18 protein-coding genes are annotated in these 22,375 nt (G+C 57.6%); 12 read left to right on the plus strand and 6 right to left on the minus strand.

Annotated features, from left to right (window positions below; translation table 11 throughout):
* Positions 1 to 97 precede the first annotated feature (97 nt).
* From JK199_RS10795 to JK199_RS10805, 3 genes are read left to right on the plus strand one after another with little or no spacing between them, the layout of a single operon-like run.
* Complete coding sequence (locus JK199_RS10795) at positions 98 to 3,301, plus strand: efflux RND transporter permease subunit (RefSeq protein WP_212375804.1); 3,204 nt, start codon at positions 98 to 100, stop codon at positions 3,299 to 3,301.
* Positions 3,301 to 4,497 (plus strand): efflux RND transporter periplasmic adaptor subunit, encoded by a 1,197-nt coding sequence (locus JK199_RS10800; RefSeq protein WP_212375807.1) that lies wholly within the window; start codon positions 3,301 to 3,303, stop codon positions 4,495 to 4,497. The genes JK199_RS10795 and JK199_RS10800 overlap by 1 nt, the downstream gene beginning before the upstream one ends.
* 47 nt (positions 4,498 to 4,544) lie before the next feature.
* Complete coding sequence (locus JK199_RS10805) at positions 4,545 to 6,185, plus strand: efflux transporter outer membrane subunit (RefSeq protein ID WP_212375949.1); 1,641 nt, start codon at positions 4,545 to 4,547, stop codon at positions 6,183 to 6,185.
* An 82-nt stretch (positions 6,186 to 6,267) separates the two neighbouring features.
* Here the strand turns inward: JK199_RS10805 and JK199_RS10810 are convergent, their stop codons facing one another.
* Positions 6,268 to 7,359 (minus strand): PilN domain-containing protein, encoded by a 1,092-nt coding sequence (locus JK199_RS10810; RefSeq protein WP_212375810.1) that lies wholly within the window; start codon positions 7,357 to 7,359, stop codon positions 6,268 to 6,270.
* A 256-nt stretch (positions 7,360 to 7,615) separates the two neighbouring features.
* On the opposite strand from JK199_RS10810, the gene JK199_RS10815 reads away from it, so the two are divergent.
* Positions 7,616 to 9,019 carry a cytochrome-c peroxidase gene (locus JK199_RS10815; RefSeq protein ID WP_342356316.1) on the plus strand — a complete coding sequence of 468 codons (1,404 nt, stop codon included), beginning with the start codon at positions 7,616 to 7,618 and terminating at the stop codon, positions 9,017 to 9,019.
* Positions 9,020 to 9,080: 61 nt separating this feature from the next.
* Here the strand turns inward: JK199_RS10815 and gspG are convergent, their stop codons facing one another.
* On the minus strand, positions 9,081 to 9,542 hold the full coding sequence (gspG, locus tag JK199_RS10820) for a type II secretion system major pseudopilin GspG (RefSeq protein ID WP_212375815.1): 462 nt from the start codon (positions 9,540 to 9,542) through the stop codon (positions 9,081 to 9,083).
* Positions 9,543 to 9,648: 106 nt separating this feature from the next.
* On the opposite strand from gspG, the gene JK199_RS10825 reads away from it, so the two are divergent.
* Entirely contained in the window at positions 9,649 to 10,056 is a 408-nt protein-coding gene (locus tag JK199_RS10825) for a lytic transglycosylase domain-containing protein (protein ID WP_025826658.1), read from the plus strand.
* 117 nt (positions 10,057 to 10,173) lie between these two features.
* Here the strand turns inward: JK199_RS10825 and JK199_RS10830 are convergent, their stop codons facing one another.
* The 4 genes from JK199_RS10830 to JK199_RS10845 all read right to left on the minus strand — a co-directional run bounded on the left by JK199_RS10830 (position 10,174) and on the right by JK199_RS10845 (position 14,954).
* Complete coding sequence (locus tag JK199_RS10830; RefSeq protein ID WP_212375818.1) at positions 10,174 to 11,058, minus strand: type II secretion system protein GspK; 885 nt, start codon at positions 11,056 to 11,058, stop codon at positions 10,174 to 10,176.
* A gap of 21 nt (positions 11,059 to 11,079) precedes the next feature.
* Positions 11,080 to 13,377, minus strand: a complete 2,298-nt coding sequence (gspD, locus tag JK199_RS10835; protein ID WP_212375821.1) for a type II secretion system secretin GspD — start codon at positions 13,375 to 13,377, stop codon at positions 11,080 to 11,082.
* Positions 13,378 to 13,382: 5 nt separating this feature from the next.
* Positions 13,383 to 13,988, minus strand: coding sequence for a type II secretion system protein GspM (gene gspM, locus JK199_RS10840; RefSeq protein WP_212375824.1), 606 nt, complete (start codon positions 13,986 to 13,988; stop codon positions 13,383 to 13,385).
* 228 nt (positions 13,989 to 14,216) lie between these two features.
* On the minus strand, positions 14,217 to 14,954 hold the full coding sequence (locus JK199_RS10845) for a prepilin peptidase (protein ID WP_212375827.1): 738 nt from the start codon (positions 14,952 to 14,954) through the stop codon (positions 14,217 to 14,219).
* 77 nt (positions 14,955 to 15,031) lie between these two features.
* On the opposite strand from JK199_RS10845, the gene JK199_RS10850 reads away from it, so the two are divergent.
* The 7 genes from JK199_RS10850 (at position 15,032) to JK199_RS10880 (ending at position 21,929) form a co-directional block, all read left to right on the plus strand.
* Positions 15,032 to 16,801, plus strand: coding sequence for a GspE/PulE family protein (locus tag JK199_RS10850; RefSeq protein ID WP_212375830.1), 1,770 nt, complete (start codon positions 15,032 to 15,034; stop codon positions 16,799 to 16,801).
* On the plus strand, positions 16,798 to 18,039 hold the full coding sequence (locus JK199_RS10855; protein ID WP_342356317.1) for a type II secretion system F family protein: 1,242 nt from the start codon (positions 16,798 to 16,800) through the stop codon (positions 18,037 to 18,039). The genes JK199_RS10850 and JK199_RS10855 overlap by 4 nt, the downstream gene beginning before the upstream one ends.
* The gene (locus JK199_RS10860) at positions 18,023 to 18,454 is read left to right on the plus strand and encodes a pilus assembly FimT family protein (RefSeq protein WP_212375834.1); all 432 of its coding nucleotides are present in this window, start codon (positions 18,023 to 18,025) and stop codon (positions 18,452 to 18,454) included. The genes JK199_RS10855 and JK199_RS10860 overlap by 17 nt, the downstream gene beginning before the upstream one ends.
* Entirely contained in the window at positions 18,444 to 18,842 is a 399-nt protein-coding gene (locus tag JK199_RS10865) for a prepilin-type N-terminal cleavage/methylation domain-containing protein (RefSeq protein ID WP_212375837.1), read from the plus strand. The genes JK199_RS10860 and JK199_RS10865 overlap by 11 nt, the downstream gene beginning before the upstream one ends.
* An 8-nt stretch (positions 18,843 to 18,850) precedes the next feature.
* On the plus strand, positions 18,851 to 19,450 hold the full coding sequence (locus tag JK199_RS10870; protein WP_212375840.1) for a prepilin-type N-terminal cleavage/methylation domain-containing protein: 600 nt from the start codon (positions 18,851 to 18,853) through the stop codon (positions 19,448 to 19,450).
* Entirely contained in the window at positions 19,440 to 19,889 is a 450-nt protein-coding gene (locus JK199_RS10875) for a hypothetical protein (protein WP_212375843.1), read from the plus strand. The genes JK199_RS10870 and JK199_RS10875 overlap by 11 nt, the downstream gene beginning before the upstream one ends.
* Positions 19,890 to 20,273: 384 nt before the next feature.
* Positions 20,274 to 21,929 (plus strand): phospholipase C, encoded by a 1,656-nt coding sequence (locus tag JK199_RS10880; RefSeq protein ID WP_212375960.1) that lies wholly within the window; start codon positions 20,274 to 20,276, stop codon positions 21,927 to 21,929.
* Positions 21,930 to 22,375 lie beyond the last annotated feature (446 nt).

The raw sequence follows: 22,375 nt of genomic DNA on the forward strand, positions 1-22,375 counted from the left end.
TTTATATAAGACGATAATATTTTTTTTAAAAGATTTCCGTATAAATCAAATTCTATTGTGCGTTGAATTCCACCGACCCTAGCAAGGAAGGAAACGCATGAATGCCATCGTTGTGACGGCGCTGAAGCGACCTTACACATTTATTGTCCTGTCGCTGCTTATTCTCGCTTTTGGTGTGCTGTCTCTCTTCAAAGCCCCGACCGACGTGTTTCCAAATATCAGGATTCCCGTTGTGTCTGTGGTGTGGACATACGGTGGCATGTTGCCGGAGGAGTTTGCCGGGCGCATCACCTATAATTATGAACTGGCCGTGACCTCCACCGTGGAGGGCATAGAGCATATGGAGAGCAGCTCTTACTACGGCAGAAGCATCGTCAATATCTACTTCCAGCCGGGCACGGATATTGGGGAGGCTGAGGCAGAAGTCACAGCAATTTCCCAGACTGTTATCAAACAGCTCCCGGATAATATTCCAGCACCTATGGTGATGAAGCTTGAGGCATCTTCTGTTCCGGTTCTGGCTCTTCAGATCACGTCTGAAAAACAGACGCCGTCGGACCTGTATAAAATTGCCATGACACGCATCCGTCCTGTTCTGGTAACAGTGCCGGGCGCGGTTCTCCCCCATCCTTATGGTGGGATGGACAGCTTTATCATGGTGGCGCTGAACCAGAAGCAGCTTCAGGCGCATCATCTGTCCGCAATGGATGTACAGAACGCCCTGCGGAAGCAGAATATTGTGCTTCCTGCTGGTGATCAGAAAATCGCCACAACCGACTGGATGGTGCAGACCAACGCTACGCCGCGTTCCATGAAAGAACTTGGTGATATCCCGGTCAAACGTGTTGGGAACGCCGTCATTTACGTGCATGACGTGGCGCAGGTTTACCGTGGCGGGCACCCACAGACCAACCTTGTTCTGGTGCAGGGGCGTCAGGGTGTAGAAGTGGTTGTTATGAAAAGCGGTGATGCTTCAACACTGGATGTTGTGGCACGCACAAAAGAACTTCTGCCCCGTATTCAGAAACTTGTTCCGCCTGACGTGCATATTTCCATCCTGAGTGATGCGTCCGTTTTTGTGAAAGACGCCATTAAGGACGTTGTGCGGGAGATGGTGACGGCGGCTATTCTGACAGGGCTTGTGGTTCTGCTTTTTCTGGGGTCATGGCGTTCGACCCTTATTATCGCCACGTCTATCCCGCTTGCTATCCTTTCCGCCATTATCTGCCTTTTGCTGTCCGGCCAGACCATCAACGTCATGACGCTTGGCGGTCTGGCGCTGGCTGTCGGGATTCTGGTGGATGATGCCACCGTGATGATTGAAAATATTGATACCCATCTTGAAGAAGGGAAGGAGCTTGAAACCGCCATTATCGATGCTGCAAACCAGATTGTCGTGCCGACACTGGTTTCAACATTATGCATCTGTATTGTCTGGACCCCTCTTTTCCGGCTGAGCGGGGTTGCTGGGTGGCTCTTCATGCCCATGGCGGAAGCCATTGTTTACGCCATGCTGGCCTCCTTCATTCTGTCACGCACACTGGTGCCGACCATGGCCAAATATCTTCTGGCCGGGCAGGTGCATCCGGGCCTGCATAGCGATGAACATCTTGCGCTGCCCAAGGGTGTTCTTGGCCGCTTCCAGAACAAGTTTGAGCATGCGTTCCATAATTTCCGCGCGGCATATGGGCGGCTGCTTGAACGTATTATTGTGCGTCGCGGTGTTTTCGCTCTGGGCTTTCTGGGGGCGTCTGTACTCTCTGTCGGGTTGTTCCTGCTCTCCGGACAGGATTTTTTCCCTGAAGTGAAATCTGGTGTCATGCAGATGCATATGCGCACTCCTCTGGGCATGCGCATTGAAACAACCGGCCGGATTGTCTCTCTGGTGGATGATCGGGTCCAGCAGCTTCTTCCGGGGAAAGTTTCTGGCATTATCAACAATTGCGGCTTGCCTGAAGGACCTCATAACCAAGCCTTTATCCCAACCCCGTCTATCGGAACGCAGGATTGTGACCTGACAATTTCTCTTAAAGATGAGGAATCTCCTGTCTGGAACTACCGTAAACTGCTGCGGAGTGATTTATCCGCCAGATTTCCGGGAAGTGTTTTTACCTTTCAACCGGCTGATCTGACTGAAAAAATCCTGAACTTTGGTTCTCCTGCGCCGATTGATATTCAGGTTTCCGGACCGGACATTCGTGACAACTATCAGTATGCGCGTCTTCTGGTGAATAAGCTGCGTGCCATCCCCGGTGCGGCAGATGTGGTTATTCAGCAGACCATGAAAACGCCGACCCTGTTTGTGCAAGGTAACCGGACTTTCAGTCAGGCGACCGGCATGACCGAAGCCGATATTGCCAATAACGAACTGATGACCTTGTCTGGCAGTCAGACGGTTGACCCTCAATACTGGCTTGACCCGAAAACCGGCATTACATTCCCGCTGAATGTGTATGTCTCACAGGATCAGCTGACCCATTATAATGATTTGCTGACAATCCCTGTTGATAAAGGGGATAATGACCCTAAAGGAACGGATATGCAGCTTCTGGGCAGCATCAGCACCGTGACGCCAACAGGAACGCCGGGGCAGGTCTCCCACTACAATTCCATGCCGGAAATTGATGTGTATGTTTCCGCTGAAGGCACAGATCTCGGGTCTGTTCTGGCAAAAGTAAAACAGACGGTCGCCAGCACACAAAAAGACCTGCCGCAGACAGCCGCGGTGGATATCCGTGGGCAGGCTGTCACCATGCACGGGGCCTATGTGGAACTCATTGCCGGACTGGTTGTGTCGGTGGTGCTGATTTACATGCTGATTGTTATCAACTTCCAGTCCTGGGTTGATCCTTTCATTATTATTTCGGCTCTGCCGGGCGCACTTGCCGGTATTGCGTGGAGCCTGTTCCTGACGCAGACACGTCTTTCTGTTCCGGCCCTGACGGGCGCCATCATGTGCATGGGCACAGCAACGGCAAACTCCATTCTGGTTGTCTCTTTTGCAAAAGAACGGTTTGCCTTGCACGGGAATGCTCTGACCGCAGCGATAGAAGCCGGGTTTGGCCGTATTCGCCCGGTTATCATGACCGCTTCTGCCATGGTGATTGGCATGGTGCCGATGGCAATCAGTAATTCGCAAAATGCACCGTTGGGAAAAGCAGTTATTGGTGGCCTTATTCTGGCGACCGTTTCAACTCTGCTCTTTGTTCCGTGCGTCTACGCAATTTTCCATAATCGTTCTCATACAAAAAAATCTCGTCCGCCTGAAGCGGGCCATGAAAACGGGCAGGAGGCTATCTGATGTCCACTCTTACAAAAAACCGCCTGTTTATCGGCGCTCTGCTGTGCGTAATTGTGGGATATGTGGTTTATCTGGAAATCCAGCATCAGCATAACCAGCTCACGCTTCAGGCTGATGCCACGCATGCCACCGTGCCGGATGTTGCGGTGGTGCAGCCAAAACCCGCCCCGCCGACACTCGCCATGACTTTGCCGGGAACGATCAGCGCATGGTACGAAGCGCCCATTTACGCGCAGGTCTCCGGCTATACAAAAATGTGGTATAAGGATTACGGCGCAGCGGTCAAAAAAGGGGAAACTCTGGCTGAAATTAATGCGCCGGGTCTGGATGCCCAGTATGCACAGGCCAAAGCGGATTTGCAGGTTGCACAGGCCAAATATGGGCTGGCAACGGTTACGGCAGACCGCTGGCGTTCCATGGGCAAATCACAGGCAGTCTCTGGCCAGTCTGTGTCTGTTCAGAATGCCAACGAAAAATCAGAGCGCGCAGCGCTGGACGCAGCCCAGCATAACCTTGACCATTATGATGCGCTTGAGCGGTTTAAAACCATTGTTTCCCCGTTTGATGGCGTGGTGACAGCCCGAAATATCAGCGTAGGGGACTATGTTGGTGCAGGGAGCGGCAATCTGAATGCCAACGGTACAGCAAGTGAGCTGTTTACTGTGGCCGATACGCATGAAATGCGCCTTTTTGTTTCTGTTCCGGAAGTGTTTTCCTACGTTCTGAAGCCGGGGCTCAAGGCGCGTGTAACGGTGCCGCAATATCCTAATCAGGTTTTTACAGCCAATTTTCTGACGATTGCAAAAGGGTATGACCCCAATACCCGAACGGCCGTGACGGAATTTACCATTGATAACGCTGACCAGAAACTCTGGCCCGGCACCTTTGCCTCTGTCTCTCTTTCTGCTCCGGCGGAAGGTGGCGTTTATACAGTTCCAACTGGTTCGCTGGTGTTTCAGGAAAAAGGGATGCAGGTTGTTACTGTGGATGCCCAGAATAAAGCCCACTACAAAAACATAACGGTGGGCCGCATGTCTGACGCCTATACGGAAGTGGACGCAGGCCTGACCCCGACGGACCATATTATCAACAACCCTCCCGCTGACCTGCTTGAAGGCCAGACCGTGCGCCTGAGTGTGCCGGAGAAAGGATACCTCGCATCTTCCAGTGATAGTGAAGAGGAGGATGATGAATGAGCACGCTCCTGATACGTCCCCAGACACCAACGCGTAAGAGCAAGCCGATGCCGGGAAGAGATAAGGCGGCCTTTCAAAAAATCTTTTCTCAGAGAAAGATTTTGAAAGCTGTAACCCTTGCAGCCTTAACAGCGCTGAGTGCGTGTGATCTTGCTCCTGCCTATCAGGCGCCGCATTTTGTTGTGCCGATGTCCTGGCATGGGCAGGGGTTGTTCCATGAGGCACAGCCGCAGGAAACTGTCATGGGCTCGGATTGGTGGACACTTTTTGCAGACCCGACGCTCAACACGCTTGAAGCGCAGGCGATGAACGGGAACGCGGATCTGCAGGCCGCGGCTGAACGCTTTATTCAGGCACGATCTATCGTGATGGAAGCACGCTCGGACCTGTTGCCGCATTTTGCGCTGGCTTTTGGGTCCAGCAACAACAAAAGCTCTTCTGACAGATTGTTCCGATACAAAGGGCCAATAACAGCAACAGACGAGTTTTACGGAGGAATGGCGAGCTGGGAGCCTGATATCTGGTCTTCCATCCGTAACCGGGTGCGGGCGCAGAAATATTATGCGCAGGCACAGGCCGCGCAGTATGCCTCCGCACGGCTCAGCCTTCAGGCGGAACTGGCAAGCGATTATTTTGCTTTAAGGGGGCTGGATGCCCAGAATGCGATCTATACGCAATCCATCAGCTATTATCAGCAGGCGCTGCGTGTGACGCAGACGCGGCTGGATAATCAGGACGCAACCGGCATTGATGTGGCGCGGGCTAAAAACCAGCTTTACATGACGCAGGCGCGTCAGCTTGATGTGCAGGCGCAGCGCGAGGTTCTGGAACATGCTCTGGCTGTTCTGGTCAATGCGTCACCGTCGTCCTTTCATATTTCTGAGGTAGCGGCTCAGGATCAGGAGGAACCTGTTTTTCCGCTCGGGATGCCGTCTGAACTGCTGCAACGCCGGCCGGACATTGCTGTTGCGGAGCGTGAGATGGCGCAGGCCAACAGGGCTATTGGTATTGCCCGTGCGGCGTTCTATCCGCATGTCTCCTTTAATGCCAATGGCGGTTTTGATGCCAACGGGTTTGATCTGGCTAATCTGGCAAACAGCATGTGGTCTTACGGGGCTTCCGTCACCATGCCGCTGTTTGAAGGCGGCTTGCGCCGCGCCCAGCTTCAGCGCACCTGGTCCAATTACCGGGAGACGCGGGACCATTATCGTATGACGGTACTGTCTGCCTTCCGGGATGTGGAAAACGGCCTGTCTATGACGGCGCGCCTGAGGGCAGAAAATGTTCGGCTTAAACAGGCGGTTGATGCCGCCATGCAGTCTCAGACCCTGACCATGACATTGTATAAGGGGGGCGCGGATGGGTATCTTGATGCACTGATTGCGCAGGTCAACACGCTGGACGCGCGGATTGAACAGGCACAGGTGCAGGCTCGTGCCCTTCAGGCGGCTGTCAGCATGGTGCGGGCACTGGGTGGGGGCTGGAATGATAAGCTGCTCCCCACGCCGGACCAGACCATGACGTTTAAGGGCTTTCAGTATGAGGGACTGGACCATCCTGCGCCGGTGGCGGGCATTGATAGCCCTCCTGACCCGGCGCAGTATGAAAACCTGACGGCGACCGGGCCTGTGGAGACAGGCGCCGCCGGACGCAGCACTTCGTCCAGCCCAGCCAGGTTGCCGCGATAGTTTTTTCTAGGTTTTCTGGTGAAGATTATACGAAAAACAGGCTCAGTACCCATGTTTTGCGGTAAAACGTGGGTTCTGAGCCTTAGTTTGAAACAGTTCCGTGCAGCGTAAAGCTTTCCCCCCGGCCATCGGGCAGGCGCAGGAGCGGGCCGACAAATTTGGGGTCCCGCATGGTTTTGTCATGCTCCAGCAGACTGATCAGGCGGGCGGCCTCTTTTGACTGACCTTCCAGCGTAACCTGCCCCTGTTTGAGGGACAGAGACTCCAGAAACGTCGTGTCTGGCAGAGATTTTGTCAGATTGGAGAGAAGCGTGAGGGGGGAGCCAACCCGCTGAATCTCACGGTTAAGAAGGGTGCTGGCACTTGTCAGCGCATCAATGCGGTTGCGGAGTGTTTCTGCAACCAGCCGTGAAGGCTGAAGTTCTTCAAGCTGCCCGGCAAGCCGATACTCCATGACGGACTGCCAGATGAAGGGCACACTAAGGACGACCCCCAGAGCAAGGGCGATCAGAAGAGCGGTTTGGCCTGATGTCTTTTTGGAGAGGCCATGCTCGGCAAGTGGCAGACTGACAGTTGAGTGGCTCGTCTGATTTGCAAAGCAGACGGGCGTGAGGTGCGCCGCCTTAAAAGCATCGAGCCAGGGGGCAAGAGGGGCCAGCGGTGCAACGCTGAGCAGAAACTCGGCCTCTGCCGGATGCTCGGAGGGCAGGGGCGTAAGGCCCCACACACTTTCTTCAGCCGGAAAGGGGACAACCCGATCCATCTGATAGCTGATCAGCGAGACGGCTTCTCCCGCTACAGCAGCGGGAAGCCGGATAACGCGCTGTAAAATCGGCAGGTCTGGAAATACGACCCGTATGCTGAGAGAGTTCTGTCTGCGGTGACGCCATGCCCGCAACGCAGGCTGGCGGCTGGCGCACAGACTGGCGAGATGCACCATGCCATCAGGTGTCGCAGGGGTGTGCTGGGGGGCTTCACCGGGTGTCTGGGGCAGTAATGTCAGGCTCCCTGTTGTGGGCGCAATGACGACGGTAGGGATGGCGTAACGGGTCTGGATCGTATGCAGAGCGCGCGAGAGACGTGCAGGAAGATAGCGGGAAGATATTTTGCGCAGGACGGCCGTGTTCTGCTCAAGCCACCAGTTGATCAGGGCGGTACGGGTGAGGGCGTTCAAAAAAATCTCGTGTGACTGGTGGGCAGGCTCTGGCCGGGCCTGATCCGGCGGCTAGGCAAAAACATAGCGATACTCATAGCATTGGCGTTCTCTGCCTGTCAGGGTGTGGGGTGTGACAGTTTTGAGACATCTCGGTCTCACCACTTTTCCAGTGAGTTTTTCATCAAACAATCATAATTATAAGAAGAGGTTAATGGTAAGCAGCCCCGTCTCTCGGAAGGCCGGGTCCGAACGCTGCAAAAGAAGGTTTCCATTCGTGCGCTCTTTTAAGCTGTTTCAATCAACATTTCTGGTGACCGGATGCGCCGCTCTGCTGGCTTTGGGGCTTGGTGGAACTGCCCGCGCCCAGCCAGCGGGGGGAGCGGCCTGTAATCCGGCTGCGGATGGAAGCAACCCGTGCCCGCGTAAGCTGCACCTGCATACGCAGCAGCCGTTATCCACGATGGCAACGGTCGGCAAGGCCATGTTTTTTGATCCGGCTTTGTCCGGTTCGGGCAAATTTTCCTGCGCGTCCTGCCATGTGCCGAGCCTGCATTACGGCCCGGCGGGTAAGACTTCGGTGTTTATGGGTGGTGTGACGGGAGACAGGGAGGGGCGGCGTGAAATTCCGAGCCTGACCTATCTGGAGCGCCAGCCGCCGTTCAGCATCGGGCCGGATGATGCCGTGGCGGATGATGTCGCGCCCACCATTGCGGTGCCGGTGACCGGCGGTGCGCATGCCGCCAAAAGTGCCTCTAATACAGCAAGCTCGGCAGCCAATCTGGTGCCGCAGGGCGGTCTGTTTCTGGATGGCCGGGCCGATACGCTGCACCAGCAGGCCAGCGGCCCGATGTTTGACCCGGATGAAATGGCGGGTCTGCCTGAAAAAGTAACGGCGCGGCTCCAGACGGCTGATTATGCCGCTCCGTTGCGGGATCTGGCAGGTATTCGTGGCCGTAAGTCTTCTGATTTTCTGTTGTCTGAAGGCCTGTTTGCTCTGGCGCGTTACCAGATTGAAGACCAGAAATTCCATCCCTATTCCAGCAAGTTTGATGCATGGTTGCAGGGGAAAGCGCGTTTTTCACCCATCGAACGTCAGGGTTATCTGCTGTTTAATGACCCGAAAAAGGGAAATTGTGCGGCCTGCCATGTCGATACGGTGCGGGGAGACGGTTTGCCGCCGCTTTTTACGGACCATCAGTACGAGGCTCTCGCTGCCCCCCGTAATCCGGCCCTCACGCATACGCATGATGCGTCCTATTATGATCTGGGTGTGTGCGACCAGAAACCGGGCGGCCGCAAGGAACTGGCGGCCTATTGCGGAATGTTCGCGACCCCGACATTACGGAATGTGGCGACACGCCATACCTTTTTCCATAACGGCGTCTTCCATTCTCTGGAGGATGTAATGGATTTCTACGTGTTGCGTGATCTGGAGCCGGGGCGGTTTTATCCGAAAGGTCCGGATGGCAAGGTGCAGGCCTATAACGATATTCCTGCCGCGTATCAGGGCAATATTGATAAGAGCGACGCGCCGTTTGACCGGAAACCCGGTGAGGCACCTGCTTTGAATGAGGCTGAGCGTAAAGCGATTATCGCCTTTTTGCAGACGCTGACGGATGGCTGGACAGGGGATGCCACGCAGGCTGATGTATCTGTCACGCCTCAGAAAAATCCCTGAGAAAACCCCTCAAGAAAACCTGAGGAATATGCGCCCGATCTGGCATCGGGCGCGCAGCGGGTTACGGGTTGCAGATCGCACCGGACTGACCGGGACTGGCTACACCATTGCCGCGGGCTCCGGCGGAGCACAGGTCATAATCATGGCCCTCGCGCGATGAGGGAGCCTGATAGCTGTAGGGGTGGTTCCACGGGTCTTTTGGCTCGTTTGCATCTTTCAGATACGGGCCGTTCCAGTTCTGCGCATCGGCCGGTTTGTGGATGAGGGCCGCAAGACCTTCTTCCGTTGTCGGGTAGGCTCCTACGTCCAGCTTGTAGAGATCCAGCACCGAGCCAAGCCGGGAGATGGATTGCCTGGCGACTGACACGCGTGCTCCGCCAAGCTGGCGTAACGCTGCGGGGGCGACAAGACCAATCAGCAGCGCCAGAATGGCCAGAACAACCAGAATTTCCAGCAGGGTAAAGCCGGATTGCGGATTGTTCTCTTCGGGCGGGAGCGGGGAAGCGGGACGAGAGTTTGTCATAAAATCCTCACAGGACTTGTGCGAAGGACGGGCGCATTATAGTGCGCCGCCCGGAAAAGTGAGTCATGGGCTGTGCAGAAAACAGCCCGCTACGATCAGGATCACGATGCCCATTCCCCTTCTTGCCTGCATGGTTGCCAGTGCAATCCGGTATGATATTCCGCCCCGTGTTCTCCCCGTGATTCAGAAAGTGGAAGGCGGCGTTGCGGGCATGGTGCGGCGGAATACGGACGGCAGTTCCGATCTGGGCCTGATGCAGATTAACACGCGCTGGGTGCAGCCTCTGGCGCAGGTGACACATATGCCCGCGGTGCAGACTGCGGCGCGGCTGGTATCTGATTCCTGTTTTAATGTGGCTGCGTCCGCCCTGATCCTGCGCACATATATCAATGAGGCTCATGGTGATCTTATGCAGGCCATAGGCTATTATCATTCCCACACGCCATCATTGAATGCGGCTTACAGGCAGAAGGTGCTGAGTACTGCGGTTTCAATGTTTCCTGCCAGACAGTAAGGCGACCGATCCTGCTCTAATGCCCGCCGGGTGAGGTTTCAACCGGCAGGGGGTGGGAAGAGAAAGAGTTCATCAAACTGTCTTTATTCTCAAAATGATGCGCAGTTTTCAGGCTGATTACATCTGGTCCTGACGGAGTGTTTCCAGTGACAGAACGGCAAAAGGGATGCTGTGCCCCGGCTGCGGTGCCAGCACGGCCCGGCGGAGCAGCATATGGCCGCCCGGTCTTGTAACCCGTGCTGTGACAATCAGTGTCCGGTCTGCCCAGTTTGCCGTGGTCTCTTCCTTTGCTGGCGAGGGGAGGGGGCTTCCCTGCATGGGGGATGGTCCTGCCTGTGGCTGCGTCTGCATCTGCGCGAAGACTGCACGTAAAAAGGGGTCATGGGTGCGGGGTGAGGGCATGTCTTTTTGCGTAAAAGAAAGATGCGGGGAGAGTGTTTGCAAAAGGCTGGGCGTCATGCCGGGGATTTCGGCCATGTCGTCCAGTGTCCGCATGGGGCGGCCTGCGGGTCTGCACGCTCCCAGTGTTGCAACCAGGCTGGTGTTGGCCTGCCGGTTTGCCTGCTGCGTGAGGGACGGGGGCGTGCGCCACAGCACCACCATGCGGGCCAGTGTCTGTGCGGCTGGGGTCTGGAGACCTGCGGTCTCGAAAACGGCTGTCAGCAGGCCCGGCGGGGCATTGTTCGGGTTAATTTTCCCGGCTTCTATTTGTATTCGCACATACGCTGTCAGGTCTGGTTCGGTAATGGTGTGGAAGGTTCCGTCCGCAGCCCAGTGTGCGCTTCCAGTCGTTAGCAAGTGATATAAGGCGGTCTGGATGGCCGCATCGGCTTGCGCCTGTGTTGTGGCCAGCAGAGTTTCGGCCTCATCCTGTTCCGTGGCTGCTTTGCTGCCGACCAGAAGTGCTGTGCCAATCAGGCTCAGCGTCACCAGTGTCCAGAGCACGAGCAGCAAGGCAAAACCTTGCTGGGTTTGGGGGGCATGCCGGGGGGCGCTGCGCATGGTGCGGGAGGTCAGGCAGCGTCAGTCATGCAGGCCAACGGCTTTTAAAATCCGTTGCTGCGGATCGGGAGAGCCTGTCTGCGGCGTGCGTGCAAGTTCTGGGGCCAGAGCGGCAGATTGCGCAAGGTTGCGGCGGAGGTCTTCCGTCATGGCGCGGGCATCGTTCTGGCTGCGGATTACATGCGGGGTGATGAGCACCAGCAGTTCCGTCCGTTCCCGCACGTTGGTCTGCTGGCTGCCGAGCATGCCCAGAATAGGAATGTCCTTTAACCAGGGCAGACCCTGATTGCCGCGTGATGCGTTATCGGTAATCAGTCCCGCCAGCCCAACGGTCTGCCCATCCTCAATCGCCACGCGAGAACTGACCTGCCGCTGGGAGAAGGTGGGACTGTTGATGCTGGAAGACCCGGTGCTGGTGGTGGAGGACGAGACGGAACTGACCTGCTGTGAGATATCCAGCGTGACCAGCCCGGTATTGCTCACATGCGGAGTGACTTGAAGGATCACGCCGGTCGGCTGGTAGTTGATGGAATTGGTGATGGTGGAATTGGAGGTCACAACGCTTGTTGTCGCCCCGGTCAGGTAAGGCACCAGATTACCCACCATGAGGGAGGCGGGCTGGTTATCAACCACCATAATCTGCGGGGAGGACAGAACACGGACTTTAGTGACACTTTGCAGCGCGTTGATAACAAAAGGCGCGCCACCCTGCCCACTGCCGCCCAGTACAAACCCCGGAAAGCTGGAGGAAAGCTGAGAGGACACCAGATTGGCAGCCCCCAGACTTTGTGTTGCATTGCTCAGAATACCGTTGATGCCACCGGATTTAAAGAAAAACTGTGTGCCATACTGGAGAGAGTCATTCAGCGTGACTTCCGCGACGGTGGCATCCACCATGACCTGAAGCGGCATAATATCAATTTTATGCAGCATGGCGGTGATGGTTTCTGTTTCTGCCCGCGTGCCATACACTAGGACTGAGTTGTTCTGCAGGTCCGGAATAATGCGAATGTGAGAGCTGTTCTCACTATTTTCGTTCATGTTGCCCAAACCGCCCAGAAGCGGGTTATTGCTGATCCCGTCATTCTGGCTGGTCGTCTGGTTCTGTCCGCTGGTGCTGTTCAGGCTGCTGCCAAACGCGCCGGAACTGGAATCGCCCGAACTGTTGCCGGACGCCATGGAGCCGGACTGGCCAGATCCCAGACCGGAGGAGCCTGACATGCTGCCAAAGCCGGATGAAGAATTGCTGTTGCTGGAATTCATGCCCGTCTGCTGTTTGGGCGAAGGCGTTGGGGTAGCCGTGACATGCTCAGGGGTAAAAGCCTGCTGGAGCACATAGGCCACATCATTCGCGCGGCCATTCTGGAGGTAGAATGCGCTCCAGTTCCGCACCGTCTGTTTCCGGCCGGCTTCAATCACAGAAAAGGCCCGCCGGGCATCTTCAATCAGGCGGGGCTGACGGGCTGTGACCAGAATGGAATCAATGCTGGGCATGGGGAACAGGCGGATTGAGTCCGGCCCTGCGTTCTCGCCCCCCGTGCGGCGGACGCCCAGAGCATTTTTCAGGGCCTGACTGAGTTCACTCACCGTGCCGGTTGTTGCGGGGAGCAGCAGGTAGGACTGCCCGGCCAGTGTATCCGTATCAAAGGTGTGGACCAGTTCTGTCAGGGTTTCCCGTGTTGCCGGGTCCCCCGAGAGGATGATGGTATTGCTGTCCGGGTCTGCCGCAACGTGGCCTCCGCCCTGCACCACAGGCTGAATGAGCTTTGCAATGCTGGCGGCGTTTGTATAGCGCAGCGGGATGGCGGTTGTGCTGTTGGCCGAGCCAGCACCAGCGCCGGGCCCGCCGGCGGAAGAGAGGGAGACAACCCGGTAAAGGCCGCTTTGCGTCACAAGGGTTGCGTTTGCCCCGGCCAGCAGCACACGCAGCGTCGGAATAAGCTGATCCCGCCGCAGAGGCTGAGCGGTGTGCAGGGTAGCGGTGCCCTGCACGGAGGGATCAATCACGTAGTTGACGTGCAGGATGCCCCCCAGAATTTGCTCCGTGACGGCATGAATATCCGTGCCTGCAAAATTCAGGGAAATATCGCCTCCGCCACTTGCCGTATTGCCCGGCAGGCCACCGCGCGTGCCGCTCCCCATCCGCACAAATGTCTGCCCGTTCGCAGGCAGAGGGGCTACGGCTCCGTCCTCCCGCACGGTTGCGCGGATGTCATGCTCCGGCACAGGCAGGGGCGCCAGTTCCGGTGGTTTCTGGGTGCAGCCAGCTATGGAGATCAGGAGGGAGGCGGCGCTGAAGCGACGGAAAAAATGCGGCATGATCCTCAGGGTGTCGGAGCGGTTTGAGCGGGCGTGCCGAGATCGGCCCTGAAACCCGTGATGGAAAGCGTTGCGTCTACGGCGCTGGTATGTCCGCGTGTGGCTTCAGTGATGGTGCGGGCGCGCTGGATTTCCAGATCTTCAACCAGCAGGCGGGGTTGTGCGTGGTCAAGGTCATCAAGCAGCGCGACAAAGGCGGCCCAGTTGCCTGTCAGCGCAATGCGGACGCCAATGGCGCGGAAGTGCCCCATGGTGTGTGGCGGTATGGTTTCTTGACTGGCGATCTCAATCTGGTGCTGTGCGGCCAGTGCCTGCACTGTCTGGACAAGGTTGGCGGCTGCTTCAGAATCACTCTGGCCCTCCAGCAGGATATGCGCGCTGGAGGCTGAGCTATGGCGTTCCTGATAGCGGCGTTTGAGGTCAGGGATCTGGCGGATAAGCTGTTCTGTGTGGCTGAGGACTGTGCGCTGGTCTTCAAGCGCTGCGGCCCGGTTCTGATAGAGTGAGAGCAGGGAAAGGCCTGTCATGGCAACGCAGGCCAGGCCCGCAAACGTCACGCTACAGGCAAGGATCTGTCCGCTCAGGCCCGTTGGAAGGCGTGCGTCTGTCACGCGCAGTGCCTGCCAGACAGGCTGAGGGCAGCCGGGCTCAGAAGAGGGATCAACAGGAGGCTCATGGCGTGCTCATGCCTTGCGCGCAGCAACAGGGGAAAACCGTGAGGGTGCTTACCACCCCCGTCTTCCGGGTGGCGAGGGGGAAGTTGTGACAGTTTGATGAAACGTTCCGGGTGCGGCGGATGCTGATCTGGTCGCCCGGAAAGCGTTCTCTTATAACCAGCCCTACACGTGCTGCATCAGGCGCGTTATCCAGAGTGAGAGAGCCAGACACGGGCCGAAAGGCAGCATCATTCTGGCGTGAAGGTGCCGGCCCCGCGCCGCCAGAATGAGGGCAAGGATGAAACCGCAGACGGACGCGCCGAGCAGGACGGAGGGTAGCGCCTCAAGCCCCACCCATGCTCCGCCTGCCGCGAGGAGTTTGGCATCTCCCCCGCCCAGTCCTGCTCTGCCGCGTACCGCTTTATATAGGGTGGAGACTGCACTCAGCAGCGCCCATCCGGCCAGCGCCCCTGTGACCCGGCTCAACAGAGAGGGGCCATCCGCGAGTAAGCATCCTTCCAAAACGCCACCCAGCAGCAGGGGCAGGGTGAGGGCGTCTGGTAGCAGAAAGGTTTCAAAATCTATCCAGCTTAATGCCAGCAGGACCCAGCCCAGCAGGACAGTCCCGTATACGAACGGGGAGGCGGGGTCTGCGAGTATGAGTGCCAGAGCAGCGACCACTGTTGCCGCGAGTTCAATAGCCGGATGAAACAGGCCAATACGCGCGCCGCACGCACGGCAGCGCCCACGCTGAACAGCGTAGCTGAGCAGAGGGATCAGTTCCGCCGGGCCAAGCGTATGGTGGCACACCTCGCAGCGGGAGCGGTCCATGCCAACCGACTCCCCGCGTGGCAGCCGACGAATGAGAACGCCCAGAAAGCTGCCAATAAACGGCGCGAGAGCCAGAAGAAGGAAGCGCATGCCGTGTGTTGTGCCGGAGGTTCAGCGGGCCTGCAAGCACCCGGCCTGTCCGGATCTCAGAAAAAGGTCTGCATGGTATGAGCTTTTCTATTCTTCCGGCTCCCGGAACGCGTGCGCAGGCAGAGGCGCGGCTTGCGGGCGCTCTGATGCAGGCCGGTACGTGTGATGCGGCTGTGCTGGACCGGGCGCGGCGGGTCGCGACGGAAAACCGGCAGGCTCTGGCGACCATACTCCTTCAGCTCGGTCTGGTAAGCGAGGCCGCACTGGCCGCCGCCTATGCCACACTGACGGGCTGGCCAGTTGTCTCTGCCGCCGCACTGGCCGCGCTGGAAGAGCCGGTTCTGCCAGACATACTGAGCGCCCCGTTTTTGCGGCAGGCGTCTGCCGTGCCTCTGCCGTGTGAAGGGGGCGTGCTGCCGTTGGCAATGGCGGACCCGCTGGATGATTTTGTTGTAGAGGCGGTCTCTCTGGCCGCTGCTTTGCCAGTGCGCCCGATGGCGGCTTTGCCCGTGGATCTGGAAGCAGCTTTAAGCCGCCTTTACCCGGAAGCAGCGGAGACTGAGGGGGCGGACGCAGAGGAGGGAGGCGCGGAGGGGGACCCGCTTGAAGAGGATGCAGACCGCCTGAAAGATCTGGCAAGTGAAGCGCCGGTCATCCGGCTGGTAAACCAGATTATCTTCCGGGCGGTGGAGACACACGCCTCAGATATCCATTTTGAACCTTTTGAGGACCGGCTGGGGGTCCGCTTCCGGTATGACGGTGTGCTGCATGAAATGGACAGCCAGCCTGCACGGCTGATTGCTGCTGTCATCTCCCGCATCAAGATCATGGCGCGACTGGACATCGCCGAACGTCGCCTGCCGCAGGATGGCCGTATCAAGCTGGCGGTGCGGGGGCGGTCGGTGGATTTCCGTGTTTCCACCATCCCGGCATTACATGGGGAATCCGTGGTCATGCGTGTGCTGGACCGGGGGTCTGTTAAATTTGAGTATGGGCGGCTTGGTCTTTCTCCGGCTGTAACCGCGCAGTTCCGTGCAGCGCTGGAGGAGCCGAACGGCATTGTGCTGGTGACTGGCCCGACGGGCAGCGGCAAAACCACCACGCTGTATACGGGGCTGGCGCAGTTGAATGTGACCGAGCGCAAGGTCGTGACGATTGAAGACCCGATTGAATATCAGCTTGCCGGTATCAATCAGATTCATATCCGTCCGCAGATCGGCCTGACCTTTGCAACACTCCTGCGGGCCATTCTGCGGCAGGACCCGGACGTGATTATGGTGGGGGAAATCCGGGATCTGGAAACTGCCCAGATTGCTGCACAGGCGGCTCTGACCGGCCATCTGGTGCTTTCCACATTGCATACCAATTCAGCCGCCGCCGCCATCACCCGCCTGAGGGATATGGGGCTGGAGGATTATCTGCAAACAGCCGTGCTGCGGGGCGTTCTGGCCCAGCGGCTGGTGCGCAGGCTCTGCCATAGCTGCCGTGCTCCGATGCAGCTTGACGCGACCGTGGCCCAACGGCTGGGTATTCCACCGGAACAGGCCGCATCACTCTGGCAGGCGGTCGGGTGTCCGGAGTGCCGCCACACCGGATATCGCGGGCGTATTGCCATTGCGGAATATCTGGTGCCGTCGCCTGCTATTGTCCGGCTGATCCTTGCGCGGGCTGATCACACGGCCATTGAGCGTCAGGCTGCGGACGAGGGGATGAAGACCCTTTTTCAGGCCGGGATCGATGCCGCCTGTGAGGGAGAAACGACGGTTGAGGAAGTCATGCGGATTATCCGCGCCGAGACCGAAGCCACGTCCGCCCCGGTTCCTGTGCCCGGAGCCTCTGACGCGTGAGCACCATCTGGCATTATCGTGCGCTCACGGCAGACGGTCAGCTCCAGCGCGGGCAGGCGCAGGGGCCGGATGAAGCGCATGTGGTGGCGGATCTGCGGCGTAATGGCCTGACACCCGTGCGCGTTATGCCACAGTCTGACCGTGGGCGTCTGGCAGGGCTCCAAATTTCATTTTCCCTGCGGCGCACAGGTCTGAGGCGCGCGCAGGTTACGGATATCACGCGGGAACTGGCACTCATGCTGGGGGCGGGGCTGGATCTGGACCGCGCCTTGCGTTTTCTGATCGAGACCCTCCCAGAGACCGGTCGTGCTGGCCTCCGTGCCCGCGGGGTGCTGGTAGAATTGCGGGACGCCATGCGGAATGGCGGGTCATTTGCGTCCGCGCTCTCCACGCGGGCTGACAGTTTTACGCCGCTTTATATCAATCTGGTGAAAGCCGGGGAGGCCGGGGGGGCGCTGGGAGAAGCGCTGGACCGTCTGGCCACGCTGATGGAGCGGGAGCGCAAACTCACAACCGCCATCCAGTCCGCGCTGATTTACCCGGCTATTCTGGTTGTCGCGTCCATTGGCTCGGTTGTGTTGCTGCTGACCGGGGTTCTGCCGCAATTTGTCCCGCTATTTGCGGAGGCCGGGGCGCAGCTTCCGTTTTTGACGCGCTGCGTGATTGCCGCCGGAGATTTTCTGACCCGCTGGGGGCTGGTTCTGCTGCTTGGTTGTGTGGCCGCTATTTTTGTTTTGCGTGCTTTGCTGGCACAGCCTGCGTTCCGCCTGCGGTTTGACCAGACTTTGCTCCGGCTGCCGGTGGTTGGTGCGCTGTCACGGAATATCATGGCGGCGCGGCTCACCCGTACGCTTGGAACTCTCTTACAAAATGGCGTGTCTCTGCTAAGTGCTTTGAAAATCAGTGAGGACGTTATTGGCAACCGCGCCGGAGCGCAGGCTGTGGCAGAGGCAGCCCTTGTGGCGCGGGAGGGGGGCGGTCTGTCCCGCCCGCTGGAGAGCGCGGGCCTGTTCCCGCCGCGGGCTATCCATCTCATGCGTCTGGGTGAGGAAACAGCCCAGCTCGGCCCCCTGTGCCTACGGGCGGCGGAGTTGCATGAGGACGCGGTGCGGGTAGGGCTGCAACGTCTGGTTGCGTTACTGGTGCCTGCGATTACCGTTGTGATGGGGGCTGTGGTGGCGGGTATTGTCTCAGCGTTGTTGCTGGCCATGCTGGGGCTGAATGACCTTGCGCATTAAGCGGGAGCAGGGGTTTACGCTGCTGGAGATGATTATTGTTCTGGCGATTGCCGGACTTTTTCTCTCCCTGATGCTGGAGCGTGGCCCGGTGCATAGCACGCTGGCCTCCTTTCTGCAGGCGCGTGAGGCGCTCCTCTCCACCCTGCGTACCGCGCGTCTGGATGCCATGACGAAAGGGGCTGCGATTACGGTCCGGCTTGATTCGGCGCACAGCCAGCTTCTCGAACTTTCCGGAAAAATGGTTCTTAGAAAGGTGTCTTTGCCGAAAGAGACGGTTCTTGTAGCACCCATACCTCTTGTTTTTCAGCCCGATGGGCTCGGCACGGCTGTTTCCTGGGTTTTGCAGGTGGGGGCTCGCAGGCTCAGTGTGTCCGTCAGCCCTTTGACGGGAAGGATTGTGACGCATGACGTCTGAAAGATCTCCCGTTGCAGAGCAGGGATTCACCCTGCTGGAAGTGATTGTCGCCCTTGCCATTGCCGCGGCAGGGCTGGCGGTGCTGGCCGTTATACTGGGCGGCTCTCTGGAGAGTGCGGCCCGTTCCGGCTCCCGTGAGGATGCTCTGGCCCGCGCCCGCTCCCGGCTGGAGGGTGCGCTGGTGCTGACGCGCCCCGTTATCGGGCGGCAGGAGGGCGCTGATCCGGACGGTTATCGCTGGCTGATGGAAACAAGGCAGATCGCAACGCTTCCATCCGGTAATGGTGCGCCGCTGGCCTTTTATGCAGTGGATGTTGAGGTGCTGTGGGGCAGCGGTGCGCGTGTGCATCTGACAGGGCGACGGTTTGGGCCGCCTGTTGCTCCATGAAAATGTTCATGCAGACCAGTCGTTTTGCCTGCGGAAAAAATGGTGTGCAGGCCGGGTTTACCCTTCTGGAAATGCTTGTGGTCACAGCGCTTCTGGGATTGCTGTTTCTCATGCTGTCCGGGGGTGTCACTTTCGGGTTGCGTGGCTGGGCACGTCAGCATGCCGAGCAGGACCGGATTGCGGAACGCGTGGAAACAGACGCGACTCTTCGGAAGCTGCTGGCTGCTGTTACGCCAGATGAAGGCGCCGTAACAGGGGCTGAGGACCGGCTGGCTCTGACCACGCTGACCCGCCTGCCTGACGGCAAGGAGCATGAGGTGAGCATTGGTCTGGGTGTGGACCGTAAGAGGCAACTGGTTCTGCGCTGGCAGATCCATCATCGTCCCGGCTGCGCGCCGGAGGAACGCCCGCATGAAGAAATTCTTGCCAGTGCCGTTTCCGCCCTGCACGTACGGTACTGGGGAGGATCTCCGGCGAGCTGGCACACCACATGGAGCGGCACGGCCCCGGTGCTGTTTGGGGTGAGGGTGGTGCCAGAGCGTGGCACGCTCTGGCCTGAGATAATAATCAAACCGTTCAGAATAGATGGAACTGCTGATGAGCCGTAACTATGGGACACGGGTGATGGTGGGAATAGGAGTTTTGCAAAGCGTGTGGGCCTGCACGCCTCCGGCTTTCTCGGCTTCTGCGCCCCCGGCAGAAAGGGTTGCATCTGAGGATTCGGTGAAAACGGTGCTGGGTCGGCCGCTATTCGCGCCGGACAGGCGGCCGGATGCGACGGCCGCACAGGCTGAGTCTTTGCCGGTGCTGACTGGTATTGTTCATTCTGCCGGGCAGGACGGCGCTTTGTTCCGGGGGGCGGGGAGTTCTGTCGGGCATCTGGTGCGGCAGGGGGAAAGTGTTGCGGGCTGGAGAGTTGTTGCTGTGACACGGGAGTCGGTCACGCTGGAGCGCGGCGGGCAGCAGATTGTCCAGCGGCCGGATTTTCAGCATCATCTGGATACGGAAATGGCCGATCATTCACCGGCGCCTGAGACGGCAGAATAAGCTAAGAAACGCGTTACATGGCATGTTAGTAATATTTATGAAGATCTTTCATTTTTCATAAGATTTTCTGACTCAACCCTACGCCTTACTTGTCCCCTGTTCTCAAATTTCTGAGAGTGGGTGAGAGATTTTAAGAACCATTCTTATTTACGCGGAGGCAATTGTTCCGTTGTCATAAGTTCTTCATGAAACAGTCACACATCAACTTGAAAACAAAGGCTATTGAGCGGGTGGTTTAGCAATTATGCGCTCTGTTAGAGGGTTTCGCAGCCATCAGTGTCCAGACCGGCCTCCTTTATCGGGTGCCGGTATTTTCATGGTGCGGCGGGTCCTGAACGGAGGCGGTACAATACGAAAGGTGACCTAACGGTGTTCGCCAGGCCCATGAAAGTCGCATTGTCGGCTCTTCTTTCGCTGTCTATTTCTCTGCCTGCCATGAGCAACGCTGCCGGTATCCGGGCCTCCCGGTCCGTGCATCTGCCGGCATCCAGCTTCGCCACCAAAACGCCCATCAAGCATCTCGTGGTGATTTATCAGGAAAACATCTCGTTCGATCACTATTTTGCAACCTACCCCAAGGCTGCAAACCCGAGTGGCGAACCCGCCTTTACGGCAGCCGCAGGCACGCCGCAGGTTAATAACCTGCAGAATGCCAACCTGCTGGACCAGAACCCCAACAGCAGCAGCGCAAACGGCAGCGCCGCCGCTCTGCCGTTCCGTCTGGACCGCACACAGGCTGCTACCGCTGACCAGAACCACGCCTACACGCCGGAACAGCAGGCAACGCATAACGGCGCAATGGATCTGTTCCCCAAATACACAGGTCGCGGCACCTCTGGTGGCGTTGGCGCTTTTGGTACTGCAGGTCAGGTTCTCGGCTATTATGACGGGAACACGGTCACCGCATACTGGAATTACGCTCAGCATTTTGCCATGAGCGACAATAACTATACGGACACGTACGGTCCCTCCACGCCGGGTGCTCTGGAAGTTGTCAGCGGCCAGACAAATGGTGTGCAGTCCATCGTGGGTTCCAAAACGTCTTCTTCCATCATTGCGGATGGTCAGGGCGGTTACACGATGATCAATGACGTGGACCCGGCGTATGACGTCTGCTCCTCCAAATCAAACGCCGTGCTGCTGAACGCAAAGAACATTGGTGATCTGCTCAACACCAAAAACATCCCCTGGGGCGGGTTTATGGGCGGGTTTGACCTGACAAGTGCCAACAGCGATGGCACCACAGGCTGCCAGCGCCGCACCTATTCTGATGTCGTGTCTCAGGATGTGACGGACTACATTCCGCATCACAACTGGTTCCAGTATTTCGCGACAACGTCCAACCCGCAGCACACGCGCCCCTCTTCCATGGCGGCAGTGGGCTACAGCACGGTTGCAAATTCTACGGCGGTTGAGCCTGCCAACCATCAGTACGATCTGAACGATTTCTATGCCTCACTGAAGTCTGGGAATTTCCCGGCAGTGTCTTACATCAAAATGCCTGCCTATCAGGACGGCCATGCCGGGTATTCTGACCCGCTGGACGAACAGGCTGGTGTTGTAAAGCTCGTCAACTTCATCCAGCAGCAGCCGGAATGGAGCAGCACGGCTGTTATTATCGCGTATGATGACTCTGACGGCTGGTATGATCACCAGTATGTCGCTCCGCAGCATGGGTCTTTTGATGCGACAGCGGATCAGGTGAACGGGAGTGGTGTTTGCGGCACGACCGGCAGCCAGCCTCTGGGTATCAGCGGTCAGCCGGTTAACGGGCGTTGCGGTCCGGGCACACGTCTGCCCTTTATCGTGATCTCTCCGTATGCCAAGGCAAACTCTGTCAGCCACACGCTCTCCACGGAAGCTTCTGTTGTGCGCTTCATTGAAGATAACTGGCTGAACGGTGCACGTCTGGGCGGTGGGTCTTTTGATGAAACATCCGGCAGCATTGAAGATCTGTTTGACTTCACGCATCAGCGTTCCGGCCAGCTTCTGCTTGACCCTGCAACGGGCAGCGTGCTGACCGATACAATCAGCAACTAAAGAGCCGCTTCAGGATGTAGCCGGAATGCTATAAGGCGACATTCTTAGATTTTAGATCAGATTTTTGGAGCAACCGGCGCGTTTTCTGGCGTCGGTTGCTTTTTTTTGTTTGGGGGCTGAGTGCCTGGAACGTCCTGTTTTTAAAGCGTTCCGTTTTCATAAAGACGTCATGGAAACGTCACACCAATTCGCCGCAAATCCTTTTAGAAGTTCCGGCAGAAAAATGTGCCTTTCGTGTGAAGGTGGCGGCTTGAGTGTGTCTTAGAGCGCTATCTGAGCCGATAAACAGAAGAGTTTTTTCTTTATGATGACAGGATTTTCAGTCTCTGACGTTGCCGCCAGCTTTGTGTTGCTGGAAGGAAAAAATTTTCGGATTTCAAAAGTCATTGTCAAAGAATTTTTACAAATTCAGAATTTTTGAAAATCTGATGTGATCTGATTTTTAT

The organism is Acetobacter persici, from assembly GCF_018256955.1.
GTDB lineage: Bacteria > Pseudomonadota > Alphaproteobacteria > Acetobacterales > Acetobacteraceae > Acetobacter > Acetobacter persici.